The 16,764-nt window shown below is 46.6% G+C and carries 22 protein-coding genes; all 22 read right to left on the minus strand.

The window, feature by feature from the left end:
* Position 1: 1 nt before the first annotated feature.
* Positions 2–511: a phage major tail tube protein gene (locus tag CEX98_RS03420; RefSeq protein ID WP_010378397.1), complete on the minus strand. Its 510-nt coding sequence runs from the start codon at positions 509–511 to the stop codon at positions 2–4.
* Entirely contained in the window at positions 511–1,674 is a 1,164-nt protein-coding gene (locus tag CEX98_RS03425) for a phage tail sheath subtilisin-like domain-containing protein (protein WP_099640728.1), read from the minus strand. The genes CEX98_RS03420 and CEX98_RS03425 overlap by 1 nt, the downstream gene beginning before the upstream one ends.
* A gap of 117 nt (positions 1,675–1,791) precedes the next feature.
* Entirely contained in the window at positions 1,792–2,127 is a 336-nt protein-coding gene (locus tag CEX98_RS03430) for a GPW/gp25 family protein (RefSeq protein ID WP_099640729.1), read from the minus strand.
* 6 nt (positions 2,128–2,133) lie between these two features.
* On the minus strand, positions 2,134–2,436 hold the full coding sequence (locus tag CEX98_RS03435; protein ID WP_099640730.1) for a PAAR domain-containing protein: 303 nt from the start codon (positions 2,434–2,436) through the stop codon (positions 2,134–2,136).
* A 6-nt stretch (positions 2,437–2,442) separates the two neighbouring features.
* On the minus strand, positions 2,443–3,180 hold the full coding sequence (locus tag CEX98_RS03440; RefSeq protein WP_099640731.1) for a phage baseplate assembly protein V: 738 nt from the start codon (positions 3,178–3,180) through the stop codon (positions 2,443–2,445).
* Positions 3,177–3,755, minus strand: a complete 579-nt coding sequence (locus tag CEX98_RS03445) for a hypothetical protein (protein ID WP_099640732.1) — start codon at positions 3,753–3,755, stop codon at positions 3,177–3,179. The genes CEX98_RS03440 and CEX98_RS03445 overlap by 4 nt, the downstream gene beginning before the upstream one ends.
* Before the next feature lie 78 nt (positions 3,756–3,833).
* Positions 3,834–4,049 carry a tail fiber assembly protein gene (locus CEX98_RS03450; protein ID WP_099640733.1) on the minus strand — a complete coding sequence of 72 codons (216 nt, stop codon included), beginning with the start codon at positions 4,047–4,049 and terminating at the stop codon, positions 3,834–3,836.
* Between the two features lie 2 nt (positions 4,050–4,051).
* Positions 4,052–4,729 carry a hypothetical protein gene (locus tag CEX98_RS03455; RefSeq protein ID WP_099640734.1) on the minus strand — a complete coding sequence of 226 codons (678 nt, stop codon included), beginning with the start codon at positions 4,727–4,729 and terminating at the stop codon, positions 4,052–4,054.
* Between the two features lie 67 nt (positions 4,730–4,796).
* Positions 4,797–5,405 (minus strand): phage tail protein, encoded by a 609-nt coding sequence (locus CEX98_RS03460; protein ID WP_242441607.1) that lies wholly within the window; start codon positions 5,403–5,405, stop codon positions 4,797–4,799.
* Complete coding sequence (locus tag CEX98_RS03465) at positions 5,405–6,511, minus strand: phage tail protein I (RefSeq protein ID WP_099640735.1); 1,107 nt, start codon at positions 6,509–6,511, stop codon at positions 5,405–5,407. Before CEX98_RS03465 ends, CEX98_RS03460 begins: the two co-directional genes overlap by 1 nt.
* A complete protein-coding gene (locus CEX98_RS03470; protein ID WP_242441608.1) occupies positions 6,504–7,412 on the minus strand; it encodes a baseplate assembly protein in 909 nt (302 codons plus the stop codon). Before CEX98_RS03470 ends, CEX98_RS03465 begins: the two co-directional genes overlap by 8 nt.
* Before the next feature lie 137 nt (positions 7,413–7,549).
* The gene (locus CEX98_RS03475) at positions 7,550–7,969 is read right to left on the minus strand and encodes a hypothetical protein (RefSeq protein ID WP_099640737.1); all 420 of its coding nucleotides are present in this window, start codon (positions 7,967–7,969) and stop codon (positions 7,550–7,552) included.
* Between the two features lie 9 nt (positions 7,970–7,978).
* On the minus strand, positions 7,979–9,460 hold the full coding sequence (locus tag CEX98_RS03480) for a hypothetical protein (RefSeq protein WP_099640738.1): 1,482 nt from the start codon (positions 9,458–9,460) through the stop codon (positions 7,979–7,981).
* A gap of 20 nt (positions 9,461–9,480) precedes the next feature.
* Positions 9,481–9,702 carry a hypothetical protein gene (locus CEX98_RS03485; protein WP_099640739.1) on the minus strand — a complete coding sequence of 74 codons (222 nt, stop codon included), beginning with the start codon at positions 9,700–9,702 and terminating at the stop codon, positions 9,481–9,483.
* An 8-nt stretch (positions 9,703–9,710) separates the two neighbouring features.
* Positions 9,711–10,907, minus strand: a complete 1,197-nt coding sequence (locus tag CEX98_RS03490) for a hypothetical protein (protein WP_099640740.1) — start codon at positions 10,905–10,907, stop codon at positions 9,711–9,713.
* Positions 10,904–12,868 carry a DUF4815 domain-containing protein gene (locus CEX98_RS03495; protein WP_099640741.1) on the minus strand — a complete coding sequence of 655 codons (1,965 nt, stop codon included), beginning with the start codon at positions 12,866–12,868 and terminating at the stop codon, positions 10,904–10,906. Before CEX98_RS03495 ends, CEX98_RS03490 begins: the two co-directional genes overlap by 4 nt.
* A gap of 10 nt (positions 12,869–12,878) precedes the next feature.
* Complete coding sequence (locus CEX98_RS03500) at positions 12,879–13,361, minus strand: hypothetical protein (protein ID WP_099640742.1); 483 nt, start codon at positions 13,359–13,361, stop codon at positions 12,879–12,881.
* A gap of 19 nt (positions 13,362–13,380) precedes the next feature.
* Positions 13,381–14,229: a phage tail protein gene (locus CEX98_RS03505; RefSeq protein WP_242441609.1), complete on the minus strand. Its 849-nt coding sequence runs from the start codon at positions 14,227–14,229 to the stop codon at positions 13,381–13,383.
* A 1-nt stretch (position 14,230) separates the two neighbouring features.
* Positions 14,231–15,073: a baseplate assembly protein gene (locus CEX98_RS03510; protein WP_099640743.1), complete on the minus strand. Its 843-nt coding sequence runs from the start codon at positions 15,071–15,073 to the stop codon at positions 14,231–14,233.
* Positions 15,074–15,081: 8 nt separating this feature from the next.
* A complete protein-coding gene (locus tag CEX98_RS03515; RefSeq protein ID WP_099640744.1) occupies positions 15,082–15,450 on the minus strand; it encodes a hypothetical protein in 369 nt (122 codons plus the stop codon).
* 2 nt (positions 15,451–15,452) lie between these two features.
* Entirely contained in the window at positions 15,453–16,211 is a 759-nt protein-coding gene (locus tag CEX98_RS03520; RefSeq protein ID WP_099640745.1) for a hypothetical protein, read from the minus strand.
* Between the two features lies 1 nt (position 16,212).
* Positions 16,213–16,749, minus strand: a complete 537-nt coding sequence (locus tag CEX98_RS03525) for a phage tail protein (protein WP_099640746.1) — start codon at positions 16,747–16,749, stop codon at positions 16,213–16,215.
* Positions 16,750–16,764: the final 15 nt, after the last annotated feature.

The raw sequence follows: 16,764 nt of genomic DNA on the forward strand, positions 1-16,764 counted from the left end.
ATTAAGCTCCGATTGCTGCGCGAAGTGCTGCCATTTGGTCCTTACCGTTAACGGTACGAACGTCGTTGTATAGGTCAATTTCGTAGATCACATCTTGACCGATTTGTAGCTTGTACTTCTGAATTGCATATTGCAGGGTAAGTTTGGCTTCTTCACCATCTTTCCAGCTGCCCATATCCACTTCTTTGAAGAAACCTTCAAGCGTTACCACTACAGGCACAGGTGCTTCGCCTTGCGCTTGGATTGCGCCACGAGCCGTCAATGGCGTGGTTGCACCGCTCCAATCGCCAAGAAGCTTCATCATGTCGGCGTTATATTCAAGTAACGTGATTGTGCCTTCCAGCTTTTCAAGCTGACCAACATCAAGCTCAACTGGAGCTTGGAAACCCGATGTGACTTCGCGAGTTTTTACCGTGACTTTTGGTAGCTGGATTTCATCGGCAATACCTAGATAGCCTTTACCGTCTACAAACAGCTTGAATTTTTTAAGAATTTTTGGAGAGATTGCCATTATACGATTTCCTCTAGGTAGTTGTTAGTTAGAATGCTCTTGAAGGTAATGTGCTCAGCCGGTGTTGGCGGCGTGAAGTCGAAGCTAAAGTAAACTTTACCTGCTTGGATATTTGCCGGTGTGTTTAACTCTTCGTCAGCCCAAATTTGACCACCTAGAATTGCACCTTGTGCTTTAAGACTGTCGAGATACGACTGCACACTTTGTGTTACATCTTCGATGTAAGTTTTAGTGATATTGCGGTCTACAGCCCACATGTGCGCACGAAGCAACGAGTCGTTGATCATATCTGCGGTACGAACCACTGACAGGAATGCCCATTTCGGGTCGTCTGAACAGGTGCGGTTACCCCATAACTTGAAGCCATTTTGGCGAATAATGGTCGAAACTTCTTTTTCGTTCAGCATGTTCGCACGTGCGTTAGCATCGCCAAGTTGGAAGTCGATAGGACGTGCGGTTGCCACAATACCATTCATATTGGTATTACTTGGACTCCACCAAAAACCACGGTCGTTATCAGACTTAGCGATCATACCCGCCACTCGTGCACTCGCCGGTTCAACTTCTGTTTTACCATCGCGGAATACTTTGACATGAGGGTCAACAACATAAACACGACGCGAGCCGAAGTCAGCGCGATATGTTTTTGCTTCTTCGTCGTTTGTATTTGGACCATCAGCAATGATCACTGCGCGAAGGCGCTCAGCCACATTCACAAGCTCTGTAATAACTGGGTTTGCATTACCCTCAGGACGTTGATGAGCATAACCAGGGGCCACTAGAATACGTGGCGTGACGCCTAACACAGATTCAGCACCGAGGAAGGCTTGGACACCTTCATAAGAACCATCTGCCGCAACACCGCCAACCATGTTTGACATGATTGCCGCATCATCAGCGCCCTCTACACGAACCACGACCACAACAGCGCCGGCTTGGTCGAAAATACCGTCCATTGCAATAGGTAGTGTTCCTTCTGTGCCTAGTGGTGCAGCTTCAGCACGTTTGCCAGCAACCAACACAGGGGTGTTCAGTGGAAACTTGTCTGGATCTGCGCTTGGTGCAGTACCAATTACGCCAATTACTGAGCTTTTTACTGTTTTGATTGGACGCGTACCGGATTGCGCCTCAATGACTTCTACACCGTGTAGAAATTTTGACATAGTTATCTCCTTTAAAGACATGTCAGTTAGAGAATAAAAAAGGCCATACAAGTTGCCTTGTATGGCCCTAATAACTTCAAAAGTGAGTACCTTATAAATAAGGCAGATTAAAATAACTTAGAGTTGGATCCCTTCGATGGTGACGGGCTCCCCGTTGATTAAATACAACCCGTTAATTTCGATAGACAACTTGCCTTCCCCTGCGGGGTGAACGGCCACACCGTCAAGTTGAAAGCGCGGCTCCCATTTTTCAAGCGCATTGGCTATGGTCATGGTGATGTCTCCCACTAGCGAATGAGAAAACGGTCTATCTACAAGCTCATACAAACCACAGCCGTAATCGCGTCGCATCACGCGACTGCCAAGCGGTGTGGTGACTATGTCTCGAATACTTTGCTTGAGATGCTCGACGCCACCGAGCGGCTTACCCGTTTTGGCATTCATTCCTATCATGCTGAGTTACCCTCCTACGGTAAATGAAGCAACCCCTGCTACAGCGAGTTTACCGCCGCAACTAGTCGCATCGCCTATTCTGGCAACCGCTTTACCTGCAATTGTAAAACTGCCAGCCCCTGCTGCAATGGTGGCTCCTGCATGCTGAACCTTTGGATCTGGCGAAAAAAGATGAGTGCTAATGGGGTCACCCATTCTAAGCGCTGGCTTCCCTGCAATGGTAAAGCTAGACTGCGTTGCGCTGGCTGTCCCAGGTACAAACTGGCCATGAACATTGGTGATGTCACCATCTACTGATATTACAGGCATACACGTTTACTCCTGAGCACTAATATTCGCACCATTGAGCTTTAATGTGGCACTAGCAGCAATTTCAATGTTGCCAGAGGTCGAGCGCATTTTAATATTATCGCCTTCTAGCGACAGCGCTTTTGCCGCTGTAACATTGATGTTGTTGTCTGCATTTACCATCGCATCATTGCCAATTTGAGCCGTTAAGTTGTTTGCAACTTGCACCTTAGCGTCATTACCAACAATTACCGTGGCATCATTGCCACATTCAATGTGAATGTCTCGCGCCGAATGCACTTTGATTTGTGCCACTTCGTTACCACTGGCGTTCGGAACGTACAAATGGTAAATATGTTGCTCGCGGTCGTACTCCACCATCGCACCATCTTTGTATTTAGTGCGACTCACCGCTTCTTTATCAGACACCTGCCCATAAGCTTCACCTCCACCAAGTACATGATCTTGATGGTGATGCGGTTTTGAATTTGAGTATAAACTACCCAGAACAATGCCTTGTGCGGTGTCGCCACAGGGAGATAGCACCACTACCTGCTCACCAATTTCTGGCGCTTGCCAAGTCATATCCTGAGCGGCTTGCGCCGTTAACCAAGGTAACTTGGCCGTGATCCAGTCTCCCATTTTGACTTTTACGGTCGCCGTTTCGTAGTCTATTTCATGCACGGTACCCAAGCTGATCAGTTTACTGAAACGTTGCTGTAAGTCAGACACAGCTAAGCCCGAAAAGTGTTGATTGACCATCATGGTGTCACCTCTCCTTCTGGCACTTTAGCAATCAAGCGGTGCTCACCGCCATGCGGACCAAGGTAAACCTCTTTGACCTCAATACCTGGTTCCTCGGGGTACGCCACTTGATAATAAAAAAGCCAAGTCAACGTCGCTTTAGCGAGCATTGAGCTCACTTGATCGCTGTAGCTGATGCTGACTTTGTCAAAAATACAATGTTGCCAAGGGGTGGGCGTTTCGTCCTTTATAATCGAAGCTTCAGCGGCACTGACCAAGTTATCCAACCGCGCCATCAGCGCCGAGGTGTCGGCCTCTTCCAGCGCCAGCTCAAGCTGCAATGTCATCACTCGTCTGTCGAGTGCATTCGGGCTCAGGTTCTTGTTGTACGCAGGCCCATAAGTTACGCCTTTGTCGGCGCCTTTTGCTTGCAGTTCACTGGCTTGTCGCTCAGCAATTGGAGTAAGGGTAAGCTGTGCACGCTCTGTTAAGTCCGGTTGTGGCTGACTTGCTTTTAGTAAATCTACTTGCGCAAGTTCAGACAAGCCGGTACTCAGACACGTCAACACCTTAGCTATCAAGGTTTGTCGATGCATAGTTGTGCTCTCAAATTATAAATTGGCTAGATTAAATAGCCGAAGATGGACGAAACGCCCGAAAGAAGGTTAGAGGTTTTAGTGTACAGGTTTTGTCGGCCAAACGACTTGATCCGGTGATTCAAATTGGTTAGGCAAATCCCTTAATTGTGTTCGATAAGCCTTGAATTCGGTTTTTTTACTGTCACTGATTGGAGCGTCATCCACTTGTGTCCAATCTGTTTCAACCAATAGTCGATTTCGAATATTTCTGATCTCGTTCCATTGTTTTTCCATGAAAAGTACATTTTCCATAATTAGTTTCCTCGAATATATCTGTTTGGGACTACGCTGCTATGCACTTCAGCTACTGGTGGTAAGTAATAATCGGTGTCACCAATTTTTTCAACAACTTGCGTTTCAGCTTCGATTATTGAGCGCTTAGAGTACCTACCAGAAGTATAAAGGAGGTATGAAAAACCGCCTCTCAGCCAAATAGAAGATGTATAGGGTGTCGATGCTGCCAACACTTTTGCAACAAACGGCTGAACAGAATATGCATGTGCTTTTTGAATCGCAAAATGGAAGTCTCCACCACTAGACCAATTCTGAAGCTGCACCTGGAACTCCAGTAAACCTTTCCTGTCCCCACCTAAATGAACGTACCTTTCTAAACGCACATCAAGCATTTTCGGGTAGTAAAAGCTAAGCGCATAAAAAGTATTTTCATCTAAATGTTCGAGATCAATGATTTCTTTCGATGAGTCGCCTTCGAGACGCTTACTAAATCTATCATCAGCGTTTTCTCTAAATTCAGAAAACTGTACCTGTGCAGTGCTAATAGCTTGAGAAGTTTGGCTTTTAACATCAGCCACCGTTTCCGATAATGTACTTTGAATAACGCCAACCTGATCTTCAACAGTTTGGCACAGTGCATTGGCACGTGTGGCAACCTGGCTCAGGCGCTCCGTCATGGTTAAATTGTCATTTGACATAGTGTTTCCTTATAAATGCTTAAGATTGATCTACTCTCTTCATGAATTTGCCTTTCCTGTAAATCATTTACGTCGGCATATTCTGTGCTAAGTTAGTCAAAGTACGCCTTAACTTATCAAGCTCACTCTGCTGTTGCTGCGACCGAAAAATTTGCTTTACTTGCCGATGCATGGTGTCTAGCTGAGTAAGCGTTATTTCGGCAAGCTCCTTGTCAACAATCAGATTGAGGTTGTCGACCCCTAGCTTTACCTCGATACTCTCACTAGGCAGTTGTGCCAAACTTAACGTTAACCACTGTAGTACTTTGACATCCGGTGTGCGGTAGCCAAGCGTGGTATTGGCTTTTGAGTAAACCCCCAGCAAAATCAGCTCAGGCTCACCACTTGCATCAACTTCGCCGCTATCTAAATAAACACCAATTTCTCTGATGGCATATTCCAGTGGCGCATCGAATTTGCCGGCAATTTTAAGACTGGTACTCTCACCATCTTGATAATCGCTGTCGGCGATCGCGACACGCTCTTTGAGGCTACGTAGCTCAGTTTGATTTTGCGATGGCGTGTAAGCTGCATCACCAAACGCCATATGACTGATTTGCCCTTTAAACCCGCGAGCTTGAGCACTGAGTAAGGCATCAAGTCCTGCATGGGTAAATTGCAACGTTAATGCAGACATTACGTCGCTCCTTGTAATTGATAATGTTGATATTGAAGCCGCTGCATGGTGTTGGTTACAGTCATACCTTGCATCAGCTGGTTAGGCTTAACTCCCCTACCTTGACCGTGATGTATATGTACATTAAGCCGCTCAGCGATGGCAGTACCACCGAGTATTGCCTGCGATTCGTCAGGCACAACTCCTACCCCTTTAGCGTCAAGTACTTGATACCCATAATGATTAACATGTCCTCTTGCCCCTAACGCCGCGGCTCCTTGCTCTGGCTTTACCCCTAAGCTCGCGGCATGGGTATGACGTAAGTTGATAGGTGCTTTACCAAAACCACTAGCGCCAAGTCGCTCTTGCAGTAAAATTCCAAGCTGTAAATCAATATGAATAGCGCCTCGCTTGACGGCATTGATCACACGGCGAATGCGTTTAAGCATGTGGGAGGTCAACAATCCCTGTTGTCGGTCGTCCAAATTCTGATTAATAAGCGCCCAAACTTGCACCGTCCCAGGTAGTCCCTCGGCCTGCCACCACTCCTTGATCTCGGTTTCAATGTTTAGGCTGTCGAGCGCTTTTTGCAGCGCAAACGGCGTTCCTTTATACTGGTGCACAGTGAAAGCATCGGTGACTACTTGACGTTTGATCTCCACAGACCAGTGTTCATCCCACTCATCGACCGAAAAATTCCATGCCAAAAAAGGGAGTAAGGGTTCAGGACATAACTCCGGCTGCCACAGGCTCGTTAAAAGCAGACGCGTATCGTTCAGGATGCAAGCATCACGTAATTGTGTCCGCGCTTTATGATCATCACGTGCTAGACCAGTTAGCTGAACACTGTCTGCCAGCTGCTCCATTGCCGCTCTTGGGAACAAGTCCTGTGACCAAATAACTGGCAGTAGTTTAGTACTCGATAAACGCCTAATTACATTACGTAAGTCAACGCCGCTGAAATCTGTTAGCCCAAGGTAGCGGGCTATTTCAATTAATGCATCATCACTGCGGTGTTCCAGCTGTAAAGCACTAAGCAAACTCGCTCGAACAGTTCGTGGTTTTGTTTGCAGCGCAGCTAACCACTGCTCTAAGGTTGATGCATTATGGGGTAAAAGTTTAGTCATCCTGACCCCTGACCTTAGCCTCCAGCACCACCTGTTCGCAGCAAGCGACTGCGGTGGTTGCAGGCGAAATGTCTACGCTTGGCGAGCGTAACTGGATGTTTTCGACACCGGTAAGAAACAAGGCATTGCTGATCCCCGCTCGGGTAATTTGTCTACCCAGCTGTTTTCGCTCGTCAAGGTAACTTGTAAGTGCCGCCTTAGCATGGGCGACTATTACTTCAGGTGATGGACCAGGTAAAATCTCAAGTTCAGCATTAATGTTAAATGTGACCACTTGTGGCTGGTTGATCATCACTCTATCCCCAAGAGGCCTTATTTTCGAAACCTCAGCGTGTAAGCTAGACTCTGGCGTAAAAGCTGCGTGTAATGCATTGAGCAAACCAGTGCTCAGTGTACCTTTACCCGTTCGACTCAACGCAGTGAGTACAATTTCACATGGCCTTGGGCTGTGTACTTGCACATCGCAAATCTCATTACTCACCGACAGTGCATGAAAGCGATAAGAAGCCGCACTCCCTGCGGTATTTAGTCCATCAAACGCCAGTTGCGTTCTTGCTCTTAGTCGCTCGTCATCCTCACTCCCAAGCCTTGCAACGTTAAACCTCGCAGCAATTGCGTCTAAATCACTCCCTGAAGCACTTGCTAGCAAATTCGCTTCGATGGCATCGTTTAACATACTCTGCTGAGTCAGTTCTTGATATGCCATGACTTCTAGCAGTTTAGTTAGAGGTTCACTTTCCAAGTTTAATGCTTCTTGAAGTGTGTCATCCTGGTTAAGTAATGCCTGCTTTAATGCTTCCAAGTGCTGCTCGAAGTCTAACGATTTCAGCACTTTTGGGATTGGCAACTGCGATAAATCCAACCGCTCAAATGCCATCATCACCTCCTTGCTTTGCACCATAAAAAAACCCACAGCAAACACTTGCTTGTGGGCTTTGGAGATTGGAAACTTTGTGCTTGCTAACTTTCTCAAGCATATGTGTATCTTACTGATTTTTAGGGAGTAAAACAGGTCAATCCTGACCTGTTAGCGGCTTTTTAGAATTCAATCACAAAATTCAGTAAATCAGCCTCACAGCTTAGGCTCTGCACTTGTTTTTCAAGCTCATCACTTTTTATCCGCACGGCTTCTCTTTGTTGCAAGATGGCTTGCAAACTTTCCCTTGCTTGCACTGCGGCTTCTTCATTGCCACTTAACCTATGACCGAGTTCATGCTCTTTAGCTCGCTCCACTCGCCACAGCTCAGATTGCAACTTGTTAAAGGCCAGTTGCTTGATCCGCGCGATCACCAGTTGCTGAATCGCTTCTAGCTCACTGTCGTCTTTGTTTTCAGCCGCTTTGACATCGATGAACTGTGCAACTGAGTCTTTATTCCATGGCTCACCGGTTTGTGGATGCACTAACCAGAAGTTGCCTTCGATACACATCCCTTTTTGGTCATCGTAATAGCTTTTCATTTTCGCTCCTTAAATTGCACGGCAGGTTCTGGCGAGGCCATATTGGTTATACAGGTAGTGCTCGTTGATAATGCCGATATGTGAATACGGGTTCATAGCTTGAATAGCGGTTGCAATGATCCCGCCATCACGTCCGAGTGAATCCGTTTTCGAACGGTAGCAATAAGAGCTCAATAGTTCACCAGACAGCGTTTCGAGTGCAACATTCACTTCCCCTTCACTGTTCTCAGTACCGTTACTTCCCGACGTTCTATATGGCTCACTGTTACTGGTAAAGAAATAATTAATGGGCTCGAGTTTATTTTCTGCGGTAAACAGATAATGTGCATTAAATTTGTTACCAGCCATTTTTAGCTCATCACTCAACATACCAAAATAGCCATAGTAGTTTTGCGCGTAACTCGTCATCGCAGCCTCACTACCAGAGATCCGGTTGATCCCGTGTGGTTGTCCAAGGGTATTCGCAATAAAGACTAAGGTGGTGAAGTCGCCATTATCGACATAACTTTGATACTCAGCTTCATTGGCGATAGCAATATTGGTGATGAGGTTGCCGTCACGGTATTTCTCTACCACTAAATTTGTGCCAGAGTCTATTACCACTAAACAATGCTTTTGGTTGTTATACAAAACCGCGACGTTATTGTGGGCATAACTAGAGCGTGTTGGAATACCAAATTTATCTCGCGCATTCAGATTTTGCTTTGGTAAGGTACGCGATGTGAACCCCTGCTCACGTACAAAAATACCTCCATATTCTGTTGCATTGGCTGACTGAGATTCTTGCGTGCTGTATACCACTTCAAAGTCAATATCGTTTGGCTGTGCTTTTAACCCCAGAGGCACGATAGCACTAGAGCCATATTGATACACCTTAGTAGCAGGGTTTTGTTCAAAGGCATTATTATGGACAAAGCTTGACTTTACCATAGTGGTCGACGAGCCATCTTGGCTTACCACTAAATGATCTAAACGGCAGGTATCCGTAGCTGCATTTGCGGTAAAGCTTGGCCGAGTCAAATAACTTGTACCATCACTATTATAGATAGCCAGTACTGATGTTGAGCGTCGAAAGGTTGCATTACTATTGGGTGTTTCTATGCCTTTTAGTGCAAATAGATTTTTTGGTGTCGCGGCATTACTGCGCGTGACCGCTGTATTTATTTGCTGAGTGAGTGGGCTGATTTGGTCCAATAATGCCAGTTTTGCTGCTCTTGTCACTAATTCGGCAGTCGCTGTTGTTAACTCGCCTTTGGCCGAGTCAATATTATTGAGTGTTGTACCAGCGACCTGCTGCAACAAGTGTGTTGAGTCGTCTAAATGTGCTTCGGCCACTGCAACGACAGCTTGCTCAAGCTTAGCATTATCTGCAAGCCGAGTTATTGCGTTGGTCACTAAGGTTTGCTCTTCAGCACTGAGCGGGGTGCTACCGTTCATATCGGCGACAAGTTTGTCGACCATTACCTGAACAGCTTGTTGAATTGTTGCCATGATTTCCTCTTTAAGGTCATTTAAATGGGGAGTAAAGATTCACCCAAGAGTTGATTGAGTCTTAGCCTTTTAAAACGCTTGTCGAGATCCATATTTGCTTGTGTGTGCGCCATTTGCAGCTGGTGGATGTCAGTATCAATGGCCTTGATGGCATTGATCAGGCGTTGTACGTCTTGCTCTAGTAAATTATCTGGGTGTGGAAGTGGATATTGCTGATACGGAGTGAGTTGATTTATGTCCACTCTTCCTCCTATAAGGTAAATGCTCTAAGTTCGCGTACACTCGGGCGCTGTGACGGCGTCCCTTTAAGTACAAGTTTTACTCGAGTGGTGGCGGTGTCTATACCATTAAATCGGTAACTGAATTGCTGCCAGCCATCGTTCAACACGCTGCTACTTTCCTGCTCTAGTGGTAACCAGTCTTCACCTTTTTGCATGAACACTTGCACTTCAGCATGACTTTGGATATTTGCTTCAAACGTAACGGTTAAATCACCACCGAGTCGGCATCTCAGCTCTCGAGAAACATAATCTCCAGCGTCTGCAACTTGGCCATGAACACATTGAGTACCAGCAAATACAAGTGGTGTAAGACGTTGCGTTCCTGTCAGGATGGCACATACCTGCACTTTACCTGTTATTACCTCTCCTAAAGAGTTAGGCTGCCACTCTTGTACATTAATTACTTTTTCTTTGTTCCCAGCCGGATAAGTTAGCTCAAAAGTAACTTGTGTCTCGGCACTTGGACGCTGAACCACAGCCAGTAGCATTAGATCCGTGACTTGAGCCACTTCCACCTCACCTAACTCCACTCTGACTGATGGCTGTGTAAATTTGGCTGCTTTTAATCTAAACGTAAGATCTTTATCTTGATGTGGTGTCCAAGTACTGGCATTACTGGATGACAATAACACCCCCACTTGATAGGGCTGCGACGTTACCCAGTTATGTCCTTGATCTAGCTTGCCTAACTCGGCAATAGCAACACTATGTTGGGCACCATCAGTCAGCACAACCAGTGCATATTCCTGATCAGCGTTAAGGAAGGTTGGCGTAAAAGCAAACAAGGTTGGCTGTTCACCGAGGTTAATATCTTCGCTCGCCAACTTACTGCTCGCGAGTACCGTTTGTGTAGGAACGCCTTGTACTACCTCACGAATTTGTACTTCTACCGCTTCTGCGCCTTTAGCTGTAAACCACAGCTCAACGCCCGCGATAAACCGCGACTGCTCTAAAATAAAGGTCTGCGCTAAGGGGTCAAAACGTTGGGTAATGATGTTATTTACACGCCGCAGAGTCTCCACTTCAATCACACCACTGCCCGTGTAACTTGCACTACCTGCGGAGCCCTGTTTGCCAATAAAGCGCACCAGCTTAGTGCCAGCAGGCACATTACCTGGCACCTTAAATCGCCCGCTGAGTTCTCCTCTTGTATTTGCTCGGATCATGCTTGTACCTCCGAAATAATTTCAATACCATCAAATAGTAAAGACGTTAACTGCTCGCCCGAATCAAATCCTGAAATGGCAAAGTTGACCCATCGAGTACGCAAAAATTCAATCTGCTGACGACGCACACCGACCCGCTCGGTGGTTGTTTGAGTCACAATCCGGCGAACACGGCCACCTCCGCGCGTTAAACGACGGGTAATAGGACTGGTCCATTGCGTTTGTGTTTGTGTCCAGTGGTCAACACTCGGTGTCAAGGTTACTTCTGCTGGAATGGGTTCAAAGGCCATATACGGGTTGACCTTCATGTCGCCCGTACGACTTTCTTGTACTAAAACATCTTCTAGTTCATAGGGTAACGACAGGGTTTGCGGCTGAGCGAGTTGGCTGACTTCTGCGGTCATCGGCAACATCAGTTCACCATCCACAATGGATGCACTTTGCGCCAGTCCAACATCGCGCATATCATCATCCAAAAATGGATCAACAAACACGCCGTATTTACTGGACGGCGATTGTGCATTGGTATCGTTGCGCAGCCGCTCAATTGCAAGCAGCTGGTACAGATCGGAGATTTGTTGTTGCATCAGAGCCAAATCTGTCATTTGTACAGCCTCAATCGCAATATTTTCGATTTGAGGCGGACTGCTCCCCCAATGTTGATGTACTCTCGCAAGACCGAGGTGCTGATGGGGGATAAGTGGTGCTTGTGGGTTAATTCGATCCGGTGCACCTTGGATCCGCTCAATGCTGCCACCTGGCGTTAATACTAAAAGGTCAATACGCGGCATAAACCAGTGATAGTCGACCACTACCAGGCCATTTTCGAGCACTTCTTCTACATCGCTAAGTTGCTTTTGAAGCCAAAACCCCGTTTCATCAGCATCAATGTTCACTAGGCGACGATAGGTGTAACTCACCTCGTATGTCGTACCGGATGCGGGTTTGTTGCCACCATCGCGCCAACTGATATGGTTACGAGTAAAAATGAAGTCGATCCCTTGTTGGTATTCAATGCCATCTTGTGAAATCGCCAAAATTTCAATGACGGAGTCATCATCAAAGGGATCGGTATTTTGACCTGTTTGCGCGTGACCCCGAGTGAGTGTGGTGCGCTTTTTCACTTCAGCAGTCACTTGGTCAATCCGTTGCACTGGTGAAAAGTCCAGCTCAATTCGCATTGCGCCTTGCGCATTAGCAATAAACCGACTCGGCTCATTGATCACTTCTCGCACATCAGGATCACTTGCTAACGCTACGGGCACCGCAGTATTAAATGCAATCTCATAGCCATTAATATGCGCTTTGCCTTCTTGCAGATTAAAGTGCTGGTGGCTTGCGGTCGCCTCACGAAAACTCACGTTTAATCCGCTAACCACATAACTGCCGCCATTCGCCTCTCGGTCGTAACGTGCAAGTGCACTGGTGATCGAATCTAATTGCGGAGGGGGCTGCTTAATAATTAGCGTGCCATGATCGATTTGGTAAACTGGAAAAAAGTCGCTATCGGGATAATCAAGGCTGTCGCTCAGGCCCCAGCTGCCTGAAACTTTTAAACGCGCGGCCCCCGCTTCGTCAAAGTTATGCGCGCCAATAGCGGGATCTCTAAGTGTGGGGTCTTCCAGCTCAGTAACTACTGATTTAGCTAACCACACACCGACCACTTCAAGGCGGTCTACGGCAATATGCAATTGCTTAGTCGCAACATCATGGACTGCACCTTGAAGATAAACCGATGATGCGCCAATGGTCGCCAAGCCATGGGTTCGGTCGATTACAACATCTCCCCCTTTTACGACATCGCCATCTTTCATCAGGACATCCGCAATGCCTTTGACGTGGTGTTGCGACTGCAGTTGCATGTCGTTCAACTCACGGCTTTGTAGTCCTTTACTGGCACGAAATAGCAGTTGACTATAGTGCTTCGCTGGATCAAATTGTTGGTAATAATCTTTTATCATTGCCTTCTTCTTAAAAACTGATCACAAACTCAAAGGTCTCGCGAACGCCTTGGTCACGAAATAATGCCGGACGATGTTCAAGTAGAATAAGCTCACCGGTGTCTACCACCTCATCAGGTGTGAGGTAATATTGCCCAGCTGGGATCTCCGCACTTGGTGTAGTGCCAAGCATAAGTCCAAGCTCGCGGATATGCTCTCCCAAGCCATCCTCAAAATCGTAGGTAAATTGACAATAAAGGTGCTGGCTAACGACATCGGTTAATTTAAATTTTCCGGTCGGTACTTGAATTTCGCCTTGTTCATCCGGTTCACAAAAGCGAATTTGCTTTGCTTTGCGATAACCGATGAGATTGGTAAGTTGTGTGGTATTGGTTGGCGTGGGCGGTAAAGTGTTGTCCCAGCTGGACTCGCCCTTCCCCCATGCCAAATAAATAGCTTGCTGCTGCATTAGCCGTGCAAGCGCCTTTCGGCCTTGAAGCGTTAAAGTGGCCAAGGAATACTCCTATTAAGTTTTATTGGTTATTACTGTGTCTATGCAGTACGTAGGCAATTAGCGGCATACTGTTTGTCAAAGTCGTGCCACTCCAACTCTGTGCCCACCTTCCAACCCAGGTTCTTGTCGACCACACCCGATGCTGCGAAAGCTTCCTAATTCGGGCTGAGCTCACCGGCAGTTGTGAAGGCTCTTTGTCGCTGAGCTTGTATTCACTCAAGCGTTTTGTAGTGAGGTAATGACTGCGCTGGCTATGTTTTCTACTGAGGTGTGCAAAGGCATTCGTCATGTTATAGCTCACACCTTGCTGGTGGCTGCGGCCGAAACTGACTTTGCATAGCCTGTTATCGCCATCATGAAATGGCACGCCAGAAACATCAGATAGAAGCACTCCAAAACCACTTTGAGATAACTTCAGTTCACGCACATCATAACCATGATAAATACGCGAGAGTTTGGCTCTTACTGGGGCAGAGAGCCCAAGCAGTTGGTGTATGTCTTTAAGCGCCTTGTTCCCCGGAATTTTGCCAGATGCCAATTGATAGCGATAAAAGTGACGCCCAGGTTTATCAACCTCAAGCTCTGCCTCGTCAAAGTTGAGCCAATTGAGTGCGATGTCTAGACTTTTTGGTGTACCGCGAAGTCGCTGCCAAACCAAACCTTCTTTGATGGTTTCGCGAAGATCCTGACTGTAGGGCAGAATCGCTTCTAAGCCATACTCCCACACAAGCCACATTAGCAAGTTGTCGTTCGGATCGGCCTTAAACCCAGATAACCTTGAGATACCCGAGTGAATATCGTCACTCACGGCAACACTTTGCTGCAATCGCCGTTGCAGCAAAGTATGATTAGGAGGTAATAACGTCATCTTAGCCTCGCTTTAATGTCAGCGAGATTGACCTCGGCATAACGTACTGATGGGCTGCCACATCAATTAACTGTGTTGGAGCGAGCAGTTCGATATGCCTAATTCCCGTACTGTGTAATTGCGCATGCAGCCAGCTTGGCGTTAAGTCCCAACCAAGTGTCGTGATGTTGAGCCAGTTGTCTTGCAACGTTTGCTCTAGTTTATTGATGATAAGTTCAGAAGCATGGGTATTGAGATAAAGCTCAGCTTCAACATCTACCCAAACGGGCTGTGCAAGCTTGACCTCTAACGTGTCCGTTAGCATTTTCACCGAGTCATCAAATAGCCTATCTTTCACTTGTGCTAAAACCTGTTCTGCATCAGTGTCAAACTTTGCAAGTACCGTTACCACCACCCGCCCGTCCCCTGGGCTTTGCACCGACACATCCTTGATTAACCCAGGTGCAGCCTCAATGGCTTGATGCCGATAATGCGCCGCACTCCCTGCCGTACTGGACGCAATAGTGCTGTTACGAATGCGCATTCGTAGGGTTTCGTCATGCTCATCGGGCAACCGAGCCACGCCATAAAAAGCGCCAAGATGTTCAAGATCGGCGCCTTGGCTGGTGGCTAACAAATTAGCTGCTGCGGCCTCATTTACACGTTGGCGTAATAACAGCTCGCGATAGCTTTCGACTTGCAAACAAATCGCCAGCGGCGAGCTTTCGAGCGCTAACGCTTCGGCATATTCAGGTGCAAGTTCGATAAAACGTTGTTTACGTGCTTGGAATAAGCTTTCGAAATCAAGTGGTTCAAGGATGTTTGGCGCTGGCAAAGTGAAAAGATCGATTGATTGATTTGCCATAGAGTGCCTTATTCTGGAGGGGTTAGAATGCTTGCAACACCAGTAGCGCGAGATGCAATTTCTTGGTAAACATGTTCAGCGCCTTTACCTTGATAGGGAAACTGAATTTCATTATTCAGCACTTTTGTGGTTAATGTACCTAAGTCGTCACGCCCCTGTGATGCCACTGCACGCATCTCGGCAAGTGTTGTTGCTTTGCTGAGGCCATCAAGCAGTTTAATAAACTCAACTAATACTAGGTGGCCTGTATCCGCAGTAGTCCCGAGAATAGATTCTACATCCGCCACTTCTCTGGTTATTTGTCCGCGCTTAACCTGCTTGTCTAGATATGCGAGTGTCGCTAAATGGTCTTGTTGTGAAGGAATTTGTTCTTGCATAATTACACCTCGATTCTTGGATAGTTAATAACACGGTCAACGGCAAAAGTGGTGTTGCCACCAAATTCAACGATATTTTGTGGTGTTTTATCACTGCTAACTGTCGATGGGAGTACGTTAATAAAGCGTACAAATAACATTGAATAAGGGTGCAGACCATGAAGCTTAATTGTGTCAATAGTCTGCGTGGTTGCACATGCATTCCAGCCTCCTGTTATTTTTGGCTGAAGGCCTAAACGCTCGATCTCATCATTAATCTGATCACTGGTTGCCTCATAATTTGCTAATATGAATTGAGGAAAGCTTCTAGACCAATCATGACTATATTGCTCTTCTTCACTGTATCCAGGTGCATAACTATAACTACGAGTCAGATGTACTTTGGTAAGCGCCTGAGGGGCTGGATAGTTGTAATACCCCTGCGTAGCGATAGGTACTTTTACCCATTTTGAAATATGTGGAGCTTCAGGTTCAGCTTCTATATTTAACGAGTTCTTAGAATGATCCACCCTATCATAATAATTAATTCGCAAGTCAGAATGGCTATCTGCAAAGTTGAGGATCGCTTGATCTGTTTTTGAGCCCACCAAAGTAATCGCTTCACGAATATCTTGCTGCGCATCACTCAATGCATGATTAATTTCCCCCATTTTTCCGGTAACGGTTTGTGTGAGGGCATTATTTGAATCTATTAGCTTGCCATTTTCGGCTTGCAGCGCAGCAATGCGCTGCTCTAATGTCATTGGCTGATACTCGGCCATATTACACTCCTAACTGTAGTAGTCTGTCGTTAAATTGAATTTGTCGGTGGTTTGACTGAATTTGTGCTGTTAGTTGTTGGGTTTGTGCCACCAGCATGTCGAGAAACTCACTGGCATAAAAAAGCGTTAAGTCGCCTGTGGTATTAATGGTGATGGCATCTGCGGGGGCGGCACTGAGCAGGAGGTCGAACCCCTGTATAATTTGCGCAATCGGCGTTTGATAAAAAAGCACATTTTGTGGATGTGACCAAACGGCAAACAAAGTCCCATCTGCAAGATAAAAACCTACTTCGCGTACCGCGTACTCAGCATCGTCGATAAAGTGTCCGGTAATATGAAATTGACCATCGCCAACAACTTGCCCGCCGGCAATAGCCACTCGATTTTTTTCACTTCGCAGCCTAGTTTGGCTACGAGATGGCGTATAGCCAGAAGTACCTACCGCAATGGCGCTAATATCAATAGTAAACCCATTGGCTTTGGCATTGACGGCCGCATTTAATCCCGCCTGCGTAATAAGCGGCGTAAATTGTTCCATAAGTTGTTCCTTAAA

The sequence above is a fragment of the Pseudoalteromonas piscicida genome (genome assembly GCF_002744175.1).
In the GTDB taxonomy this organism is placed as follows: domain Bacteria; phylum Pseudomonadota; class Gammaproteobacteria; order Enterobacterales; family Alteromonadaceae; genus Pseudoalteromonas; species Pseudoalteromonas piscicida_B.

Coding starts and splice junctions, on each gene's coding strand:
- CEX98_RS03420 (WP_010378397.1), bottom strand. CDS start 511: ATGGCAATCTCTCCAAAAATTCTTAAAAAATTCAAGCTGTTTGTAGAC.
- CEX98_RS03425 (WP_099640728.1), bottom strand. CDS start 1,674: ATGTCAAAATTTCTACACGGTGTAGAAGTCATTGAGGCGCAATCCGGT.
- CEX98_RS03430 (WP_099640729.1), bottom strand. CDS start 2,127: ATGATAGGAATGAATGCCAAAACGGGTAAGCCGCTCGGTGGCGTCGAG.
- CEX98_RS03435 (WP_099640730.1), bottom strand. CDS start 2,436: ATGCCTGTAATATCAGTAGATGGTGACATCACCAATGTTCATGGCCAG.
- CEX98_RS03440 (WP_099640731.1), bottom strand. CDS start 3,180: ATGATGGTCAATCAACACTTTTCGGGCTTAGCTGTGTCTGACTTACAG.
- CEX98_RS03445 (WP_099640732.1), bottom strand. CDS start 3,755: ATGCATCGACAAACCTTGATAGCTAAGGTGTTGACGTGTCTGAGTACC.
- CEX98_RS03450 (WP_099640733.1), bottom strand. CDS start 4,049: ATGGAAAATGTACTTTTCATGGAAAAACAATGGAACGAGATCAGAAAT.
- CEX98_RS03455 (WP_099640734.1), bottom strand. CDS start 4,729: ATGTCAAATGACAATTTAACCATGACGGAGCGCCTGAGCCAGGTTGCC.
- CEX98_RS03460 (WP_242441607.1), bottom strand. CDS start 5,405: ATGTCTGCATTAACGTTGCAATTTACCCATGCAGGACTTGATGCCTTA.
- CEX98_RS03465 (WP_099640735.1), bottom strand. CDS start 6,511: ATGACTAAACTTTTACCCCATAATGCATCAACCTTAGAGCAGTGGTTA.
- CEX98_RS03470 (WP_242441608.1), bottom strand. CDS start 7,412: ATGGTGCAAAGCAAGGAGGTGATGATGGCATTTGAGCGGTTGGATTTA.
- CEX98_RS03475 (WP_099640737.1), bottom strand. CDS start 7,969: ATGAAAAGCTATTACGATGACCAAAAAGGGATGTGTATCGAAGGCAAC.
- CEX98_RS03480 (WP_099640738.1), bottom strand. CDS start 9,460: ATGGCAACAATTCAACAAGCTGTTCAGGTAATGGTCGACAAACTTGTC.
- CEX98_RS03490 (WP_099640740.1), bottom strand. CDS start 10,907: ATGATCCGAGCAAATACAAGAGGAGAACTCAGCGGGCGATTTAAGGTG.
- CEX98_RS03495 (WP_099640741.1), bottom strand. CDS start 12,868: ATGATAAAAGATTATTACCAACAATTTGATCCAGCGAAGCACTATAGT.
- CEX98_RS03505 (WP_242441609.1), bottom strand. CDS start 14,229: ATGACGTTATTACCTCCTAATCATACTTTGCTGCAACGGCGATTGCAG.
- CEX98_RS03510 (WP_099640743.1), bottom strand. CDS start 15,073: ATGGCAAATCAATCAATCGATCTTTTCACTTTGCCAGCGCCAAACATC.
- CEX98_RS03515 (WP_099640744.1), bottom strand. CDS start 15,450: ATGCAAGAACAAATTCCTTCACAACAAGACCATTTAGCGACACTCGCA.
- CEX98_RS03520 (WP_099640745.1), bottom strand. CDS start 16,211: ATGGCCGAGTATCAGCCAATGACATTAGAGCAGCGCATTGCTGCGCTG.
- CEX98_RS03525 (WP_099640746.1), bottom strand. CDS start 16,749: ATGGAACAATTTACGCCGCTTATTACGCAGGCGGGATTAAATGCGGCC.